Below are 17,146 nucleotides of genomic sequence, written 5' to 3'. Positions count from 1 at the left end.
TGTTTCTTACCACCTTCCCTGTATAACTGTGTTTTCGTCTTCTTGAAGAGACTCATTTTCGTTAACAATAACGGCATTATCATGCTTATTAGTCGTTTTTCCGCCCGAAGCAGGCTGGGTAGCGGTTACTCGTATAACGGCCTGGCCTTTTTGAGACTCTTTTGGCTGAAGCGTGTAGCCCTCTGTTTCGCTATAATTCAATTCAAAGTTTTGATTGTTTTGCATGGTAAATTCAAGCTGAACATCTGTTGCATTAGATGGATAGATTTTTACTAACGATTCAAACGGCGGAACCATCTCATCCAAATCATATTTTTTCTGTGTAAAAGAAACTCTTTCAAGCTCAATGAATTCCCTGGCTATAAAGTCAGCTTGAGCGGTTTTTTCAATTCTCTCTTTACGGCCATCACTTAATGTTCTGCTTTGAACAGCAGTTACAGTAACGGTTGTTTGTCCACCGGTATTTTCTTTTACCCGAAGATAAGATTTACCCGACTTGTTTACAACTTCCGCGATATCATCGTTATCTGTTTCAAACGTATAAGAAACGTCTGGTGCATGGCTAGGATTGATCAAAATAAGGCTTTCTAAATCTATGAGTGTTTCATGCGTGATGTCATAAAAATCCTCGCTAAATTGAACTCCCTGCAATTCAGCATAATCGGCAACCGAAACAGAAAGCTGGTCGGTTACATCAGGAAAATCTTCCAGCGATACATTTACGAACGCCTGGCCCGGTTTATGGGCAACAATGATTCCAGCTGTTTGCGTTATATTTTGAACATCAATCACACCATATTCAGCACTTTCAACGGTATATACCCAATTTTCAGAAGCTATTTTCCGTTTATTAGCCAAAACCTCTACTTGAAATGGCTGAGAATCTTTTTCTAGAAGCTCCATTCCATCCGGCGTTATTTGAATGTACATGGAAGCTTGAGCTTTCTTGTGATTATGAATGATGACTTCTTCTTCGCTATATTCATGTATCATTTTTCCTTCAGCATCTTTAATCCGAATCGTTACTTTGTTGCTGCCACTTTTATATAAAAGTATCGGATCTTCTGGTGAGAAAGGTGTAAACGATCGATTGTCCGGTCCATTATTTTTCTTAAATTCATATGTCCAATTTTTTGTGTGGTCAACATTCTCAAGCCAGACAAGCACATCTTCATCTACTTGTATTTTTTTATTCCCTCGTTCATCTTCAAGCGGTTCCCCGGATATAGTAAACAATTTCATCACCGGCCAGCTGTTATAGGAAGCCATGTAAATCGGTTCTGCAGGCATACTGACCGAAGAAGCTTCTATTCGCTCATAGGCTTCTGTTGATATCAACGTCTCATTACCAGCCACGCCTGAGCTCTCAGCCTGCTCAGCATTAGCTAAAAGAGGGTTAAAAAGCAAAATAAATAAGATCATTCCTATCATTGAACATACTGCACCACTTACCACTCTTCGAAGCATAATGGGTCATCCCCCAATTCAATCCTTTTTTACTATTATATAAAACCTAGTGTTTATTGGAAAGAATGGAACGTATATCTTTTTTCACAGTAGAAATAAAGTATAAAGACCCGGTGATAATCAGAACATCCTCTTTTTCAGCCTGATTTTGAAAAACCTGTATAGCCGTATTGTAATTTTCAATGATGTGGATTTTCTTAGACCGATATGGCTCATACTCTTTTGCGCCTGCGGCTCTTGGAAAGTCAAACGAAGTCAGGTACAGCTGATCTGCCATTTGATTTAAACGTGTAATCATTCCATCCAGCGGTTTATCTTTCATTGCCGCAAACAGGACCGTTATATTTTTATTCGGAAAACGCTGGCCGGCTGTCCGCACAAGTGCTTCTACTCCCTCTTCATTGTGGGCTCCGTCTGCAATGATCAGCGGATCGTCTAAGAGTGTTTCAAACCGTCCCGGCCATACGGCTTTTTGGAGCCCTTGCTCAATATGGTGCTCTTCGATTAAAAAAGAGTAAAATACACGTAAAAAGTCAGCTGCCATCACAGCTGTCGCTGCGTTTTGCACCTGGTGCAAACCGGCAAGTCCCGTTTCGAGAGCAGGACGGCTGCTGTAAAGAGACGTGAAGTCAAATTGTTCTCCTTTTTCCGTTGAAGCGGTCCAGCTGCCCGTGAAATCCCGGCCGTATTGGTAAAGTGCTGAACGTTTTTGCTTTGCCGTCCCGGCAATCACAGCAAGAGCTTCCAGCTGATGAACCGCTGTTATAACGGGCACACCGCTCTTAATAATGCCTGCTTTTTCCCGTGCAATTTCTTCCAGCGTGTCACCAAGGAATTGAAGGTGATCCATGCCAATCGTGGTGATCACCGATAGCAGCGGATGAACAATGTTTGTTGAATCCAGGCGGCCGCCAAGACCGACTTCAAATAAAACAAGGTCAACCGGGTGCATATAAGCAAAATAATAAAAAGCCATAGCCGTAATGATTTCAAATTCACTCGGCCCGCCCATTTCCAGCTCTTCCATTTCATCTGCAATCGTTTTAATTTTCACTGCCAAAGCCGTAATCTCTTCATCTGAAATAGGCGTCCCATCAACGCTGATCCGCTCATTGAATTGTTCAATGTAAGGTGATGTAAACGTCCCTGTTTCAAAGCCGGCTTCCGTTAAAATCGACCGCAGCATAGCGGTAGTCGAGCCTTTTCCATTTGTTCCGCCAATATGGACTGCACGCAGGCGGCGCTCGGGATGATCAAGCCGTTCCATCATATATTCCATCCGCATCAGACCCGGCTTAATGCCTACGCGCAGACGTCCATGAATCCAGGCAAGTGCTTCTTCGTACGTATTCATGCCATTTCTTCTCCTTATGTACGAAAAAGACGAACCGCCTTGAGGCGGGTTCGTCTTCTCGATTAATTCTTTAAATCTTCGATGCGTGCTTCAACAGCAGCGAGTTTTTCACGGTAATCCGCTTCTTTCGCGCGCTCTTCGTCAACGACTTTTTGCGGCGCTTTTGAGATAAACCGCTCATTAGACAGCTTTTTCAGTACGCGGTCTACTTCAGACTGCCATTTTGCTTTTTCTTTTTCAAGACGGGCAATTTCCTCATCAATATTCAATAGGCCTGCAAGCGGCATAAAGAGCTCAGCTCCCGTTACAACGGCTGTCATCGCTTTTTCAGGCGCTGCCGGATTTGTATCAATTACAAGCTCATCCGGGTTACAGAATCGCTCAATGTAGTAGCGGTTTTCTGTTAAAGTAGAAAGAACTGCTTCGTCTTTTGCTTTTAAAACAAGCGGTACTTTCTTGCTCATCGGCGTGTTCACTTCTGAACGAATGTTGCGGACAGCACGGATAATATCAACAAGCAGCTTCATATTGGCTGCTGCTTCTTTGTTTGTTAAAGAACCATCTGCTTTTGGCCATGATGCTTCGACAATCGTTTCCCCTTCATGCGGAAGGTTCTGCCAAATTTCTTCGGTAATAAACGGCATAAACGGATGCAGAAGACGCATTGTGTTATCGAGTACATAAGCAAGAACCGAACGGGTCATTTGCTTCGCCTGTTCATCTTCCCCGTACAACGGCAGTTTCGCCATTTCAATATACCAGTCACAGAAATCGTCCCAAATAAAGTTATACAGCGTCCGGCCGACTTCCCCGAACTCGTATTTATCCGATAAGTGTGTCACACTTTCAATCGTTTCATTTAAGCGTGTTAAAATCCATTCATCTGCAACTGATTTTTTGCCCGTCAAATCAATTTGATCATATGTCATGCCGCCCATATTCATCAGGGCGAATCGAGACGCATTCCAAATTTTATTGGCAAAGTTCCATGTTGCTTCCACTTTCTCGGTTGTATAGCGCAAGTCCTGTCCAGGCGAGCTTCCTGTTGCAAGGAAGTAGCGAAGTGAATCAGCTCCGTACTGGTCAATGACTTCCATCGGGTCCACACCGTTGCCAAGAGACTTCGACATTTTGCGTCCTTCCGCGTCGCGGACAAGACCGTGGATTAAAACATCTTCGAATGGACGCTCACCCGTAAATTCAAGTCCCTGGAAAATCATTCGGGATACCCAGAAGAAAATAATATCATATCCCGTTACAAGGGCTGCTGTCGGGTAGTAGCGCTTGAATTCAGCAGAATCTTCATCCGGCCAGCCCATCGTTGAAAACGGCCATAGAGCTGATGAGAACCATGTATCGAGTACATCGGTGTCCTGCTCCCAGTTTTCCGCATCCTGAGGCGCTTCCTGTCCTACATAAACTTCACCTGTTTCTTTATGGTACCAGGCTGGAATGCGGTGGCCCCACCAAAGCTGGCGGGAAATACACCAGTCACGGATGTTTTCCATCCAATGCAGGTACGTTTTTTCAAAACGGTCCGGAACAAAATCTACTTTGTTTTCGGTTTTTTGAAGCTCAACGGCTTGTTCAGCCAAAGGCCCCATTTTAACAAACCATTGGGTAGACAAGTACGGCTCGACAACAGCGCCGCTTCTTTCCGAATGGCCGACTGAATGTAAATGGTCTTCAATCTTAAATAGAACACCTTGTTCCTGAAGATCTTTGACAATCTGCTTACGGCATTCAAAACGGTCCATGCCGCTGTATGTACCGGCTTCTTTGTTCATTGTTCCATCTTCGTTCATCACAAGGATACGCGGAAGATCATGACGGTTTCCGACTTCAAAGTCGTTCGGATCATGCGCTGGCGTAATTTTCACAACACCGCTTCCGAATTCTGGATCTACATACTCATCAGCGATAATTGGAATTACCCGGCCGACAATTGGCAGGACAACATTTTTGCCGATTAAATGTTTGTAACGCTCATCTTCCGGATGCACTGCTACGGCCGTATCACCAAGCATCGTCTCCGGGCGTGTTGTGGCAACTTCAATAGAGCCCGATCCGTCCTCAAGCGGATATTTCATATGATAAAAAGCACCTTGTACATCTTTATAGATAACTTCAATATCTGACAGCGCCGTTTTAGTAGACGGATCCCAGTTGATAATGTACTCACCACGGTAGATGAGCCCTTTTTCATACAGCTTTACGAATACTTCACGAACGGCTTTTGACAACCCTTCATCCAGCGTAAAGCGTTCCCGGCTGTAATCAAGGCCAAGACCAAGCTTTGCCCACTGGGCACGGATATGCCCGGCGTATTCTTCTTTCCATTTCCATGATTCTTCAAGGAATTTCTCACGTCCAAGATCATAGCGGGTCTTGCCTTCTTCTTTTAACTTCTGTTCTACTTTTGCCTGTGTCGCGATACCGGCATGGTCCATTCCTGGAAGCCATAGAACGTCAAAGCCCTGCATGCGCTTCATACGCGTTAAAATATCCTGCAGTGTTGTATCCCATGCATGCCCAAGATGAAGCTTACCTGTAACATTCGGGGGCGGAATAACAATCGTATAAGGGGTTTTGGATTCATCGTTTTTTGCTTCGAAAAATTTGCCGGCTGTCCACCAGTCGTATCGGCCTTTCTCGATCGCCTGTGGATCATATTTTGTCGGCATCGTTGTTTCTTGTTGTGACATTGTTTTTCCTCCTTGTAAAAAGCGCAAGGCACACGTTTTTCAGCGACAAGCTTAAGACACCCCCCACAGAGACGTTTTAGGCCTCCTGAAGGAACTGGCTTATGCCCTTGCTGATGGCGCCTGGAGCTTGGACATCATAAAAAAAAGCCCCGCCGTCTGAAAAGGACGAAGAGGCTGCTTGCGGTACCACCTTTTCCCGGTCCACACGTTTCTTTTCAATACCATTATCTTAGCCGAAAATGCTTCAGTGCGTCAACCTTACGCACCTTTTTTCGTGCAATTCATATGATAAGAAAAGCGCAAGGTGCCGCTTATCGGCGACAAGCATAAGGCAATCACTGACAGAGGTGTTTTGTGCCTCCAGAAGGGGTTGCCTTATGGAACAAAAGCTAATAACACGGCATCTTGCCGTAATGCTTTTGTGACCCACAATCGTGTGGGTCCCGATGGCACCTGAAGCTGGACAGTGATATGAAAAGGAGTGTTTTCCATGATGCGCCATTACGACAGGTGGCCGCCGTGGCTGCGCCGCTGCCGCTTTATGTGCTGCCGGATTATTATTCCGCTCTGCTGCTTTCAAGGGCTGCGCACGCTTTTTTTGCCGACGACGTTTGATGTTATTCTGTTGTCTCTTTTGATTCTTCTTGCGGCTGCTCTTCATCTTGAGTGGTTATAAGTTCCACATTGCCGGAGGATACCTGGAACCGCCATTTTGCTTTTTGTGCAGGCCGCTCTTCAAGCCAGCTAAAAACGGAAGCATCGTCTTCCGCCCGTTTTTGAACTTGAACAGCGGCATCTTCTGATTCTATTTCGACTGTTTCCTGCTCTTCTTCGGCTTCTGTGCTTTCTTCTGATTCACTCTCCTCAAGCTCTTCTGCGTCGCTTTCTAAGCTTCCTTCTGGCTCGTACTCGTATGCAGCTGCCATGATTGGCGCTGGTTCTTCCTCTATTTTTCTGACAGTGGACACTGCAATAGCAAGCTCCGCTTCTAAAATAAGCCGGTCCGGCTTTTCTACTGTATAATCAAAGGTGTGAATTTCAATATCTGCCCCCTCCGCCGCACGCTGGTCCGGAGGCAAGACGGCCTGCACCGGAATATGACGGAAAAACTGGCGGATAGAATCTTCTTCCAGGCCAAAATAATCGTGTATACGATACTCGCCCGTTACCTCAATAGAGCCCTGCACACTTGCTCCTTGAATCACAACTTGCGGATCAAGGGAAATGGACAGCAGTTCATCCACTTCTTCTCCTTCTGGAAATACAACATCCTCCTGAAGCGCAACGAAAAATAACTCTTCCATGCACACCCCTCCCTTTCGCGCTAGTGTATGCGCGCAGAAACGGAAACATGAAAAAAAGGTGTCTATAACAAAGCATTGAATGCTTTGTTATAGACACCACGTCGTTTTATTTTGCCAAGCGGCTAAACGCTTTTTCGGCTGCTTGAATGGTTTGATTAATATCCTCATCTGAATGTGCTGTTGATAAAAACAGCCCTTCAAATTGGGACGGAGGCAAGAAAACACCTTCAAGCGCCATTTCGCGGAAATAATCAGCGAACAAAGCAAGGTCCGACCCTTTTGCATCGTCATAGTTTTGAACGGGTCCTTCATGGAAGAAGCAGCCGATCATCGAGCCAGCACGGTTAAACGTGATTGGAATCCCATATTTACGTGCCGCATCCGTCAGCCCTTTTTCAAGCATATCCGCTTTGCGTCCAAACTCCTCGTAGGATGCCGGTGTCAATTGACGAAGTGTTTCGATTCCGGCAGTCATGGCCATCGGGTTTCCGGACAGCGTGCCCGCCTGATAGATGGTTCCCGCCGGCGCCACATTATTCATAATTTCCGCTTTGCCGCCGTAAGCACCAACCGGAAGACCGCCGCCGATCACCTTGCCAAGACAGGTAAGATCCGGCGTAACGCCGAAGTGCCCCTGTGCACAGTTGTAGCCGACACGGAAACCCGTCATCACTTCATCAAAAATAAGCAGCGAACCATTTTGCTCCGTAATTTCACGCAGGCCTTCTAAAAAGCCCGGCAGCGGAGGAACAACGCCCATATTGCCGGCAACCGGCTCGACAATTATACAGGCGATATCCTCACCATATTGTTCAAATGCAAAACGAACACTTTCCAAATCATTGTATGGAACCGTAATGGTGTTTTTAGCAACACTCTCCGGCACACCCGGGCTGTCCGGCAGTCCGAGCGTTGCAACACCGGAACCGGCTTTAATAAGCAGCGAATCTCCATGTCCATGGTAGCACCCTTCAAACTTAAGGATTTTGTTGCGTCCTGTATATCCCCGTGCCAGCCGAAGCGTACTCATTGTAGCTTCCGTACCGCTTGATACCATTCGAACGACTTCGATCGACGGTACGCGCTCAATGACGAGATTTGCCATTTCATTTTCAAGCAGCGTAGAAGCGCCGAAACTCGTACCTGTTTCCGCCGTTTTTTTCAATGCTTCAACTACCTGGTCATTTGAATGGCCCAAAATAAGCGGACCCCATGACAGCACATAATCAATGTACTCATTCCCATCAATATCCCAAATTTTTGACCCTTTGCCCCGCTCCATGAAAATAGGATCGATATTGACCGATTTAAACGCACGAACCGGACTGTTTACGCCGCCCGGCATCATTTGAACCGCTTCTTTAAAAGCAGCTTTTGATTTTTCGAATGAACGCATGAAAAAGCCTCCTCTTATTGTTCGTTTAGCCAGCGTGCCGCATCTTTTGCATGATACGTCATAATTAAATCTGCACCTGCGCGCTTCATGCCGGTTAATGTTTCAAGAACAATCGCCCTTTCATCAACCCAGCCATTTAAAGCAGCGGCTTTCACCATGGCATATTCACCGCTTACGTTGTATGCCACAACTGGTGCATCAAATTCGTTTCGTACGTCCCGGAGGATGTCCATATAGGAAAGAGCCGGCTTAACGATTAAAAAGTCCGCACCCTGTTCAATATCAGCCCGCGCTTCCCGAATCGCTTCACGCCGGTTTGCCGGATCCATTTGATACGTTTTCCTGTCGCCAAATTGCGGGGTAGAATCGGCCGCATCACGGAATGGTCCATAATAAGCAGAAGAATATTTTACAGCGTAAGACATGATTGGCACTTCTGTAAAGCCCGCTTCATCCAGCCCTTTGCGGATTGCTGCGACAAATCCGTCCATCATGTTTGATGGCGCGATGATGTCGGCACCTGCTTCTGCCTGGCTGATTGCCGCTTTGGCCAAAAGGTCAAGAGATGGGTCGTTTAATATGCGGCTTCCTTCGATAACGCCGCAATGACCGTGATCGGTATATTCACATAAACATGTATCCGCAATCACAATAAGGTCTGGATAGTGGTTCTTAATATGGCGTGTGGCTTTCTGGACAATGCCATCATTATGATAAGCGCCTGTTCCAACTGCATCTTTTACATCAGGCAGACCGAATAAAATTACCGATTTAATGCCAAGCCCGACTACTTCTTCGATTTCCTCGTTTAATTGATCAATAGACAATTGAAAAACGCCCGGCATAGATGGAACCTCGTTGCGGATTCCCTCTCCTTCTGCTACGAAAAGCGGGTAAATAAAATCATTCACATCAAGCTGTGTTTCCCGCACAAGCGCCCGCATATTTGCGGTTTGACGCAAACGGCGGTGACGTTCAAAATTCAATTCCATTTGTATCACTCCTTATAAAATCTGCTCATTTCCTTTACAAGCGCATCAATGGTAAAAACGGATGGACAGACCGAAATCGGTATACCGCATGCAGCTGCTGCTTTTTCTGTTACCTGGCCAATCACTCCGTAATCTGTTCTTGGCAGCGGCTCTTGTGCCTGCTTCAGAATCTGCATAAAATGCCGGACAGCAGATGGACTTGTGAATGTAATCATATCTACTTTTTCCGTCCGAATCAGCTTTAATAAGTGTGCCCGCTCATCGGCTGGAAAGTACGTTTCATAAACAATCCATTCATCTGCCTGTCTGCCTGTCTCACGAACGGTATCCGCTATTAAGCTGCGCGCCATGCTGCCTTTTGGAATCAGCACTTTTTCGGGCAGAAAACATCCTTCTCGTATGTCTTCGGCAACATCCTCTGCGGAAAACCGTCCGGGCATATAAGAAACAGAAAGTCCGTAGGATGCTGCTGCTTTAGCCGTCTGTGTGCCGATCGCCGCCCATTTTGCCCTTATTCTGTGCAAATGATGACCGGCTTTTTGCATAAAAAAATCAACGCCGTTTTTGCTTGTAAACAAAATCCAATCATATGTATGCAAGCTGGCCAAAATGGCCTCTTCCTGCCCGTCTTCAAACGCCCGGAATGCGATAAGCGGCACTGCGTATGCTGTGCCGCCCGCTTCTTCTATTTTACCAATAAACGGTGCTGCCTGTCCCCTCGGACGGGTTACAACGATTCGTTTACCAGCGAGCGGCTTCATTCGGCTGCCGCCCTCGCTGCCTGGATTAATTCGAGCGCGCCCCGGTCCTTTAAAAGATGTGCCGCTTCTAAGCCCACTTTTTCAGCGTTACTTCCGGAGACCGTTTCTTTTAAAATGGTTTTTCCATCCGGTGAAGCAACAAGTGCTGTTAAAGACAGCTCTTCACCTTTTATTGTAGCAAAACCAGCTACCGGTACCTGGCATCCGCCCTCTACTGCTCCTAAAAAAGCACGCTCTGCAGTAACCGCTCGTTTCGTGTTGTCACAAGTGAATTGGTCCAGCAAATTCCGTAATTCTTTGTCATCTTCACGGCACTCAATCGCGAGAGCCCCTTGACCGACAGCAGAAACGGACAATTCTTCACTCAAAAATTCTGTTACGGTATCTGCAGACCAGCCCATACGTGCCAGACCTGCGGCAGCAAGAATAATCGCATCATATTCTTCGTTCTGGAGCTTGGTCAGCCGCGTGTCAATATTGCCCCGAATCCATTTGATCTCAAGATCCGGTCTTGCCGACAAAATCTGGGCGCTCCGGCGAAGACTGCTCGTACCAACAATGGAGCCGGCCGGCAATTCATGAAACTTCACATGCCCGTTTGAAATAAGCGCGTCGCGATGATCTTCCCGCTCCGGCACGGCGCCAATTACCAGACCTTCCGGCAGGGCAGCCGGCATATCTTTCATGCTGTGAACAGCCATATCGATCTCGCCGTCAAGCAGTGCCTGTTCGATTTCTTTTACAAACAAGCCTTTACCGCCCACTTTTGATAACGTCACATCCAGAATACGGTCGCCTTTTGTCACGATTTCTTTCACTTCAAATTCTGTTCCCGGCGACAGCGCCTTCAGCTGATCGATCACTTGATTCGTTTGTGTAAGCGCCAGGCGGCTTCTTCTCGATCCGACAATAATTTTCCGCAAGATGATTCCCTCCATAACCGCCCGAAAGCCGGTGTCACGAATACCAGAAATGGAATGTGGACAGCCGGCTTCCGAGGAAAAAGTTCATTAAGATGATAAGAAAAGCCGCTGCATTGATCGATGCAAGGGTTTTTCCCGAGACTCCTTTTCGCACTTTCACATACAAAAAAGCACTATATATAAACAGTAAAACAAAAGAAGTAACAATTTTCAAATCAAACCAGCTTACATCAGGCAGTTTAATCGTTTTCCAAACTAGTCCTAAAATTAAGCTCAGCAGCAAAAGCGGAACACCCATTGCATTCCAGATGACTGACAGCTTTTCAAGCTGGCCAAGATCTCCAAGCCTCCAGAGGCGTTCATTCCACTTTTTCATTTTTAAAAGCCGGTATTGAAGCAGGTATAGGGCTGAAAAAATAAACGACAGCGAGAACGCTCCATACGACAATATCGCTGTCGTGATATGAAGAAGCAAAAGCTCCGATACCAGTTTTTCCGCTGCCGCCTGCGACTCTACCTGAACCGGCGCAAAGGTATGGATCGTCATGATCATAAACCCTATCACATTCGTAAAGAAAACCGTGAAATCCATCCGAAGCAGCTTATTTAAAACAAGAGAAAACGTAACTAGCACCCATGCATAAAAATAAAGACCCTCAAAAAGAGTCAATACAGGAAATCGGCCTGTATTATACATATACAAGCCTAAAAAAATAGTTTGAAGGCTCCAAACCACTGTTAAAATCCAGAAGGCGATTCGATTCGCCCGCTGGTTTTTTTGAACAAAATCAAGAAAATAAAGCAATACGCTTACAGCGTACAAAATAATCATAAGTTCATGAAGGCGGATCATTCCTTGCTCCAACATCACGTAACCTCACTTAAAACTGGAGTAAAGGCTTTGTTTGAACCCTCTGAACACGCTCTTCTTCTTCCTGTGCACGCTTCAGTTCTTGAACGTCTTCCTCAATATTGAAAATGTGCATAAAAAGCTCAAGCTTTTCAGCCGCCCGCTTGTCACCGGCTAATTCTTTTGCCTGCAAGATCGGATCTTTCAGCATCTGATTGACAATACTTTTTGTGTGCTTGCTTAATACTTTCCGGTCACGCTCTGATAAATGCGGGAGCTTCCGGTTGAGGCTCTCCATCGTGTCCGCTTGAATTGAAAGTGCTTTTTGGCGCAAAGCCGAAATAACCGGCACAACACCAAGCAAATTAATCCACTCATTAAACGCGACGATTTCCCCTTCAATCATAAGACCTATTTTTGCGGCGGCTTTTTCTCGTTCAGCCAGGTTCGCTTCGACAATGCCTTCCAAGTCATCGATATCATATAAGAAAATGCTGTCCAAATCCGCAACCTCAGGTGCAATATCACGAGGAACCGCAATATCGACCATAAACAAAGGACGCCCTTTGCGCAGCTTTTGAACACCCTCGATTATTTCTTTTGTGATGACGTAATCCTTTGAGCCGGTTGAGCTGATTAAGATATCCGCTTCAACCAATGCGCCTTGCAGCTCGTCCATTGTTTTAGCCCGGCCCTGGAACCGCTCAGCAAGCGCTTCTGCTTTTTCGAACGTCCGGTTTACGACAGTCACTTTTGTCGCACCGCTGCCATGCAGGTTCTGGATGGCCAGTTCGCCCATTTTACCAGCACCCAGAACTAAAACATGACGGCCGGACAAGCGGCCAAAAATCTTTTTGGCAAGTTCCACTGCTGCATAGCTGACAGATACTGCATTCGCGCCAATGTCTGTTTCGGCATGCGCCCGTTTAGCCAATGTAATCGCCTGTTTAAATAAACGGTTAAAAACGGTACCTGCCGCTTTTACTTCTTGTGATTGCAAAAAGCTTTGGCGGACCTGTCCTAAAATTTGTGTTTCGCCCAGAACCATTGAATTTAATCCGGCAGACACACGAAAAAGATGTTCAACCGCAGCCTCTTGCTCATAAATAAACAAAAACGGCGTAAAGTCTGCCTGAGGAATATCGAACCATTTCGACAAAAATTCTTTTATATAGTAACGGCCGGTATGCAGCTGATCAACAACCGCGTAAATTTCTGTACGGTTACACGTCGATACGATGACATTTTCAAGCACACTTTTTTGTTTTTGGAGCTCTGCCATCGCTGCCGCGAGCGTTTCTTCTCTAAATGAAAGGCGCTCACGAATTTCTACCGGGGCTGTTTTATAATTTAATCCCACCGTGATGATATGCACGTCACTGCACCCCCGAAAACGATTCATTGTAGGTTTCATTATACCATAATGTAACGTTTTTATTTTTTATAAATTGTGAACATATGCTAACATAAAAGACAGTCATGTTTTTGAAACATATGTACACGTATTCCTGTTTCTGTTTGTACTATAGACAGAAACTCCAATGCTAAAACGACGGCGTTACCGATCACCGTTATAACGCATGAGCTAATGCGCTGAACAACAGGCAAAATGACATAAGTTCGGGGCCGTATTTTTTCAAACGACGTTTTGTTTGGTTTCTTATTTATAAATATTATCAAATAAAAATTATTTTAGCAACAGGTTGAAATTATTGTATAAAGACTAAGAAGGTGACGTCTTGTCACAACATTTTCATAACCCACTTCCTGTGGGCGCTCTATTAAATGTGTTGGAAAGCGGGGCTTAATCGATATGAATGAACAGCGTATCTTCCCAGGAGTTTTATTAATTGGCTTTGGTTTGTACTTCTTTCTCCACCAATCAGCTTTTACGTGGGTTAAGCCTTATCTTGGCTGGCCGGCTCTGCTCTTTATTACAGGTCTTGCTTTTCTTGCCCAAGGATTTAAAGGTGATGGGAGCGGACTGGTTCCCGGTGTCGTGCTTTCGGGATTTGGGTTTCATTTTTATGTAGTCGACTACCTTGGCTGGTGGGCCAATGATACCGGTGTTTTTCTTCTCATCATTGCCGTAGGCTTTTTGCTGCAACATCAGCAGACCGGCCGCGGTCTTTTAAACGGTGTTTTATTTTTAGCTTTAGCATCCGTCATGCTTTTTTATGGCACTGTGAAACAATGGCTCGGACCGGCGGGTTCCTTTTGGCAGTTTTGGCCGCTGATTTTAATTGTGGTGGGCGGATACCTGCTGTTTGTGAAAAGAAATAGCGGACCGGCCCGCAAAAAAACATAAAAAAACAGCCTCCCTTATTGGGAGGCTGTTTTTATTCTTCTCCGAATTCTTCTTCTTTACGCAGCTCTGCTTGATATTCTTTTTGATCGAGCATCCGTTTTTTCACAGCTTTCCACACTTCATCTTTTCCAAGGCCCGTCTCCGATGAAAAGACAATGATATCATCGAGCGGATCGAAATCAAGGGTTTCTTTTACCACTTTTAAATGCTTTTGCCATTTTCCTCTTGGAATTTTGTCTGCTTTTGTCGCAATCACAATAGCTGGAATGTCGTGATATTTTAGAAACTCATACATCGCTACATCGTCAGCAGATGGAGCATGACGCAAATCGACAATATGAATGCAGGCAGCAAGCGGCTCCCGGTCCGTCATATACGTTTCGATCATGCGTCCCCAGGCCTCACGCTCTGTTTTAGCCACTTTTGCATAGCCGTAACCCGGCACATCGACAAAAAAGACGGTGTCTTCAATTTTATAGAAGTTCAGTGTTTGCGTTTTGCCGGGTTTTGATGAAATACGGGCCAGGCTTTTACGGCCGATCATGCGGTTAATAAAAGATGATTTTCCCACGTTCGACCGTCCGGCAAGTGCAAATTCCGGCAGGCCATCCGTCGGGTATTGGTGCGGTTTCGCGGCACTGATCACCAGTTCCACATTGTTTACTTTCATGAATTGCTTCCTCCGATCGCGATGTCCAATACTTCATCCATGGTCGAAACAGGCAGGAACGTCATGCCTTCACGGATACTTTCTGGAACATCATCGATATCTTTTTCATTGTCTTTAGGCAGAATAATCGTTGTTAAACCGGCACGGTGCGCACCGAGTGATTTTTCCTTTACACCGCCGATAGGCAGCACGCGGCCGCGCAGTGTAATTTCTCCCGTCATGCCCACATCCCGGCGTACTGGGCGTCCCGTAAGAGCCGAAATAAGTGCCGTCGCCATTGTAATCCCTGCAGATGGCCCGTCTTTTGGAACCGCCCCTTCTGGAACGTGAATGTGAATGTCATGATGTTCATGAAAATCTGCTTCAATGCCGAGCTCATCCGCTTTTGAACGCACATAGCTGAATGCAGCCTGCGCGGACTCTTTCATCACGTCTCCCAGTTTTCCGGTTAAAATAAGCTTGCCTTTCCCCGGAGAAAGTGACACTTCGATTTGCAGCGTATCGCCGCCGACAGAGGTATAAGCCAGACCGTTCGCTACGCCGATCTGATCTTCGGTATCAGCCTGCCCATAGCGGAAAATACGCTTGCCAAGAAACTCCTGCAAGTTTTTGTCTGTAACCGTAATCCGCTTTTTCTCGCCTGATACGATTTTTTTAGCGGCTTTGCGGCAGATGGCAGCCATTTGGCGTTCAAGACCCCGCACGCCGGCTTCACGAGTATAATAGCGGACGATATCCCGAATCGCTTCTTCTTTTAAACGAAGCTGATTTCGTGAAAGGCCATTTTCTTTTACTTGTTTCGGGAATAAATGGTCTTTTGCAATATTGATTTTTTCTACTTCTGTGTAGCCGGCGATAGAGATCACTTCCATGCGGTCACGCAGCGGTCCTGGAATAGCGCTCAGATCATTGGCTGTTGCAATGAACATGACATTCGATAAGTCGTATGTTTCTTCAATGTAATGGTCACTGAAGTTATGGTTTTGTTCCGGATCAAGCACTTCTAAAAGCGCAGCAGATGGATCACCACGAAAATCGCTCGACATTTTATCAATTTCATCAAGCAAGAAAACAGGGTTGATGGTACCTGCTTTTTTCATGCCTTGAATAATCCGGCCCGGCATAGCACCTACGTACGTGCGGCGATGGCCGCGGATTTCCGATTCATCACGGACACCGCCAAGCGAGATGCGTACAAAATTCCGGCCAAGCGATTCCGCGATAGAACGGACCAGGCTTGTTTTCCCCACGCCCGGAGGACCTCCAAGGCAAAGAATCGGCCCGCGCAGTGACTGCGTTAATTGACGGACAGCTAAAAATTCAAGCACCCGCTCTTTTACTTTTTCAAGACCGTAGTGATCACGGTTTAACACATCTTCGGCTTTTAATACATCCAGGTCATCTTCGGTCGCCTTGGACCATGGCAGTGTAACGAGCCATTCAAGATAGTTGCGGATAACCGCGCTTTCCGCGGCGCTTTGCGGAATTTTTTCGTAACGGTCAAGCTCCTTCATGGCTGTTTTTTCCACATGCTCCGGCATATTTGCAGCCATAATGCGTGTGGTCAGTTCTTCAACTTCCCCTGTTTTTCCTTCTTTATCGCCAAGTTCAAGCTGGATCGCTTTCATCTGCTCACGCAAATAATATTCTTTCTGCGTTTTTTCCATCGATGTTTTCACACGCTGTCCGATTTTCTTTTCTAAATTCAATACTTCCCGTTCACTGTGAAGAAGGGAAATTAATCGTTCCAGTCGTTCTTTTATAGAGAATGTCGCTAAAATCTCCTGCTTTTCTTTTACTTTTAGTGACATGTGAGATGTGGCAATATCAGCCAGTCTTCCCGGTTCTTCAATATCAGCCACTGAACTGATCGTTTCCGCCGAACCTTTTTTGGACAACTTGACATATTGCTCAAACTGCTTTAACAGCATCCGCATCAGTGCTTCTGTTTCTGTATCTTTAGTCACGTCTTCTTTATGCACTTCTACGACCGCTTCATAAAATGCTCCCTGGTCTACAACAGAAATCAGTTTTGCCCGGTCCAGCCCTTCAACAAGCACACGAATCGTTCCATTTGGCAGCTTCAGCATTTGCTTTACTTTCGTTAATGTACCGACTTCGTATACATCATCCCCAGATGGATCATCTAAATCCGGGTCTTTTTGAGCGGATAAAAAAACAAGCTGATCGTTCATCATGGCTTTTTCAAGTGCTTCGATCGACCGATCACGGCCTACATCCAAATGCAGAACCATTGTCGGATATACATGCATTCCGCGCAGCGGAAGCAATGGCACAGTATAAATTGTATCTGCCTTCATGACAAATCTCCCTCCCAGTAAGAAAAGCGCAAGGCGCCCGTTTATCCATCCAAACAAAAGCCACGATATCATACCGCGGTGCTTTTATGCTTTAC

14 protein-coding genes are annotated in these 17,146 nt (G+C 45.9%); 2 read left to right on the top strand and 12 right to left on the bottom strand.

The features are described from left to right. Positions 1-6: 6 nt before the first annotated feature. From RRU94_RS13665 to RRU94_RS13655, 3 genes are all read right to left on the bottom strand, one after another. A complete protein-coding gene (locus tag RRU94_RS13665; RefSeq protein WP_315694864.1) occupies positions 7-1,467 on the bottom strand; it encodes a hypothetical protein in 1,461 nt (486 codons plus the stop codon). 46 nt (positions 1,468-1,513) lie between these two features. Then, positions 1,514-2,821: a bifunctional folylpolyglutamate synthase/dihydrofolate synthase gene (locus RRU94_RS13660; RefSeq protein ID WP_315694861.1), complete on the bottom strand. Its 1,308-nt coding sequence runs from the start codon at positions 2,819-2,821 to the stop codon at positions 1,514-1,516. Positions 2,822-2,883: 62 nt separating this feature from the next. Then, on the bottom strand, positions 2,884-5,526 hold the full coding sequence (locus RRU94_RS13655) for a valine--tRNA ligase (protein ID WP_315694859.1): 2,643 nt from the start codon (positions 5,524-5,526) through the stop codon (positions 2,884-2,886). 490 nt (positions 5,527-6,016) lie between these two features. On the opposite strand from RRU94_RS13655, the gene RRU94_RS13650 reads away from it, so the two are divergent. Beyond that, positions 6,017-6,202, top strand: coding sequence for a hypothetical protein (locus RRU94_RS13650; protein ID WP_245629860.1), 186 nt, complete (start codon positions 6,017-6,019; stop codon positions 6,200-6,202). Here the strand turns inward: RRU94_RS13650 and RRU94_RS13645 are convergent. From RRU94_RS13645 to hemA, 7 genes are all read right to left on the bottom strand, one after another. Further along, the gene (locus tag RRU94_RS13645) at positions 6,144-6,830 is read right to left on the bottom strand and encodes a hypothetical protein (RefSeq protein WP_315694854.1); all 687 of its coding nucleotides are present in this window, start codon (positions 6,828-6,830) and stop codon (positions 6,144-6,146) included. The two genes, RRU94_RS13650 and RRU94_RS13645, sit on opposite strands and share 59 nt — an antisense overlap. Positions 6,831-6,936: 106 nt before the next feature. Next, positions 6,937-8,226 carry a glutamate-1-semialdehyde 2,1-aminomutase gene (hemL, locus tag RRU94_RS13640; RefSeq protein ID WP_315694852.1) on the bottom strand — a complete coding sequence of 430 codons (1,290 nt, stop codon included), beginning with the start codon at positions 8,224-8,226 and terminating at the stop codon, positions 6,937-6,939. A gap of 14 nt (positions 8,227-8,240) precedes the next feature. Continuing rightward, the gene (gene hemB / locus RRU94_RS13635; protein WP_315694850.1) at positions 8,241-9,218 is read right to left on the bottom strand and encodes a porphobilinogen synthase; all 978 of its coding nucleotides are present in this window, start codon (positions 9,216-9,218) and stop codon (positions 8,241-8,243) included. A gap of 5 nt (positions 9,219-9,223) precedes the next feature. Beyond that, entirely contained in the window at positions 9,224-9,979 is a 756-nt protein-coding gene (locus tag RRU94_RS13630; protein WP_315694847.1) for a uroporphyrinogen-III synthase, read from the bottom strand. Further along, positions 9,976-10,902: a hydroxymethylbilane synthase gene (hemC, locus tag RRU94_RS13625; protein ID WP_315694845.1), complete on the bottom strand. Its 927-nt coding sequence runs from the start codon at positions 10,900-10,902 to the stop codon at positions 9,976-9,978. Before hemC ends, RRU94_RS13630 begins: the two co-directional genes overlap by 4 nt. 34 nt (positions 10,903-10,936) lie before the next feature. Next, positions 10,937-11,770, bottom strand: a complete 834-nt coding sequence (locus RRU94_RS13620) for a cytochrome C assembly family protein (RefSeq protein WP_251269578.1) — start codon at positions 11,768-11,770, stop codon at positions 10,937-10,939. Positions 11,771-11,783: 13 nt separating this feature from the next. Then, positions 11,784-13,127, bottom strand: a complete 1,344-nt coding sequence (gene hemA / locus RRU94_RS13615) for a glutamyl-tRNA reductase (RefSeq protein ID WP_315694842.1) — start codon at positions 13,125-13,127, stop codon at positions 11,784-11,786. A 438-nt stretch (positions 13,128-13,565) separates the two neighbouring features. On the opposite strand from hemA, the gene RRU94_RS13610 reads away from it, so the two are divergent. Then, positions 13,566-14,060, top strand: a complete 495-nt coding sequence (locus RRU94_RS13610; RefSeq protein ID WP_315694840.1) for a hypothetical protein — start codon at positions 13,566-13,568, stop codon at positions 14,058-14,060. A 31-nt stretch (positions 14,061-14,091) separates the two neighbouring features. On the opposite strand, the gene yihA is transcribed toward RRU94_RS13610, so the two are convergent. Both yihA and lon read right to left on the bottom strand, forming a co-directional pair. Then, a complete protein-coding gene (yihA, locus tag RRU94_RS13605) occupies positions 14,092-14,730 on the bottom strand; it encodes a ribosome biogenesis GTP-binding protein YihA/YsxC (RefSeq protein WP_315694838.1) in 639 nt (212 codons plus the stop codon). Then, on the bottom strand, positions 14,727-17,051 hold the full coding sequence (gene lon, locus RRU94_RS13600) for an endopeptidase La (RefSeq protein WP_251269582.1): 2,325 nt from the start codon (positions 17,049-17,051) through the stop codon (positions 14,727-14,729). Before lon ends, yihA begins: the two co-directional genes overlap by 4 nt. Positions 17,052-17,146 lie beyond the last annotated feature (95 nt).

Origin of the sequence: Domibacillus sp. DTU_2020_1001157_1_SI_ALB_TIR_016, assembly GCF_032341995.1 — a bacterium.
Lineage (GTDB): Bacteria > Bacillota > Bacilli > Bacillales > Domibacillaceae > Domibacillus > Domibacillus indicus_A.
This window is presented reverse-complemented; position numbering and strand designations above follow the sequence as displayed.

What these genes read in the sequence shown, in the direction of transcription:
- RRU94_RS13665 (WP_315694864.1), bottom strand. Translation starts at nt 1,467, where the DNA reads ATGCTTCGAAGAGTGGTAAGTGGTGCAGTATGTTCAATGATAGGAATG.
- RRU94_RS13610 (WP_315694840.1), top strand. Translation starts at nt 13,566, where the DNA reads ATGAATGAACAGCGTATCTTCCCAGGAGTTTTATTAATTGGCTTTGGT.
- RRU94_RS13630 (WP_315694847.1), bottom strand. Translation starts at nt 9,979, where the DNA reads ATGAAGCCGCTCGCTGGTAAACGAATCGTTGTAACCCGTCCGAGGGGA.
- RRU94_RS13650 (WP_245629860.1), top strand. Translation starts at nt 6,017, where the DNA reads ATGATGCGCCATTACGACAGGTGGCCGCCGTGGCTGCGCCGCTGCCGC.
- lon (WP_251269582.1), bottom strand. Translation starts at nt 17,051, where the DNA reads ATGAAGGCAGATACAATTTATACTGTGCCATTGCTTCCGCTGCGCGGA.
- yihA (WP_315694838.1), bottom strand. Translation starts at nt 14,730, where the DNA reads ATGAAAGTAAACAATGTGGAACTGGTGATCAGTGCCGCGAAACCGCAC.
- RRU94_RS13620 (WP_251269578.1), bottom strand. Translation starts at nt 11,770, where the DNA reads ATGTTGGAGCAAGGAATGATCCGCCTTCATGAACTTATGATTATTTTG.
- RRU94_RS13645 (WP_315694854.1), bottom strand. Translation starts at nt 6,830, where the DNA reads ATGGAAGAGTTATTTTTCGTTGCGCTTCAGGAGGATGTTGTATTTCCA.
- RRU94_RS13655 (WP_315694859.1), bottom strand. Translation starts at nt 5,526, where the DNA reads ATGTCACAACAAGAAACAACGATGCCGACAAAATATGATCCACAGGCG.
- hemL (WP_315694852.1), bottom strand. Translation starts at nt 8,226, where the DNA reads ATGCGTTCATTCGAAAAATCAAAAGCTGCTTTTAAAGAAGCGGTTCAA.
- RRU94_RS13660 (WP_315694861.1), bottom strand. Translation starts at nt 2,821, where the DNA reads ATGAATACGTACGAAGAAGCACTTGCCTGGATTCATGGACGTCTGCGC.
- hemB (WP_315694850.1), bottom strand. Translation starts at nt 9,218, where the DNA reads ATGGAATTGAATTTTGAACGTCACCGCCGTTTGCGTCAAACCGCAAAT.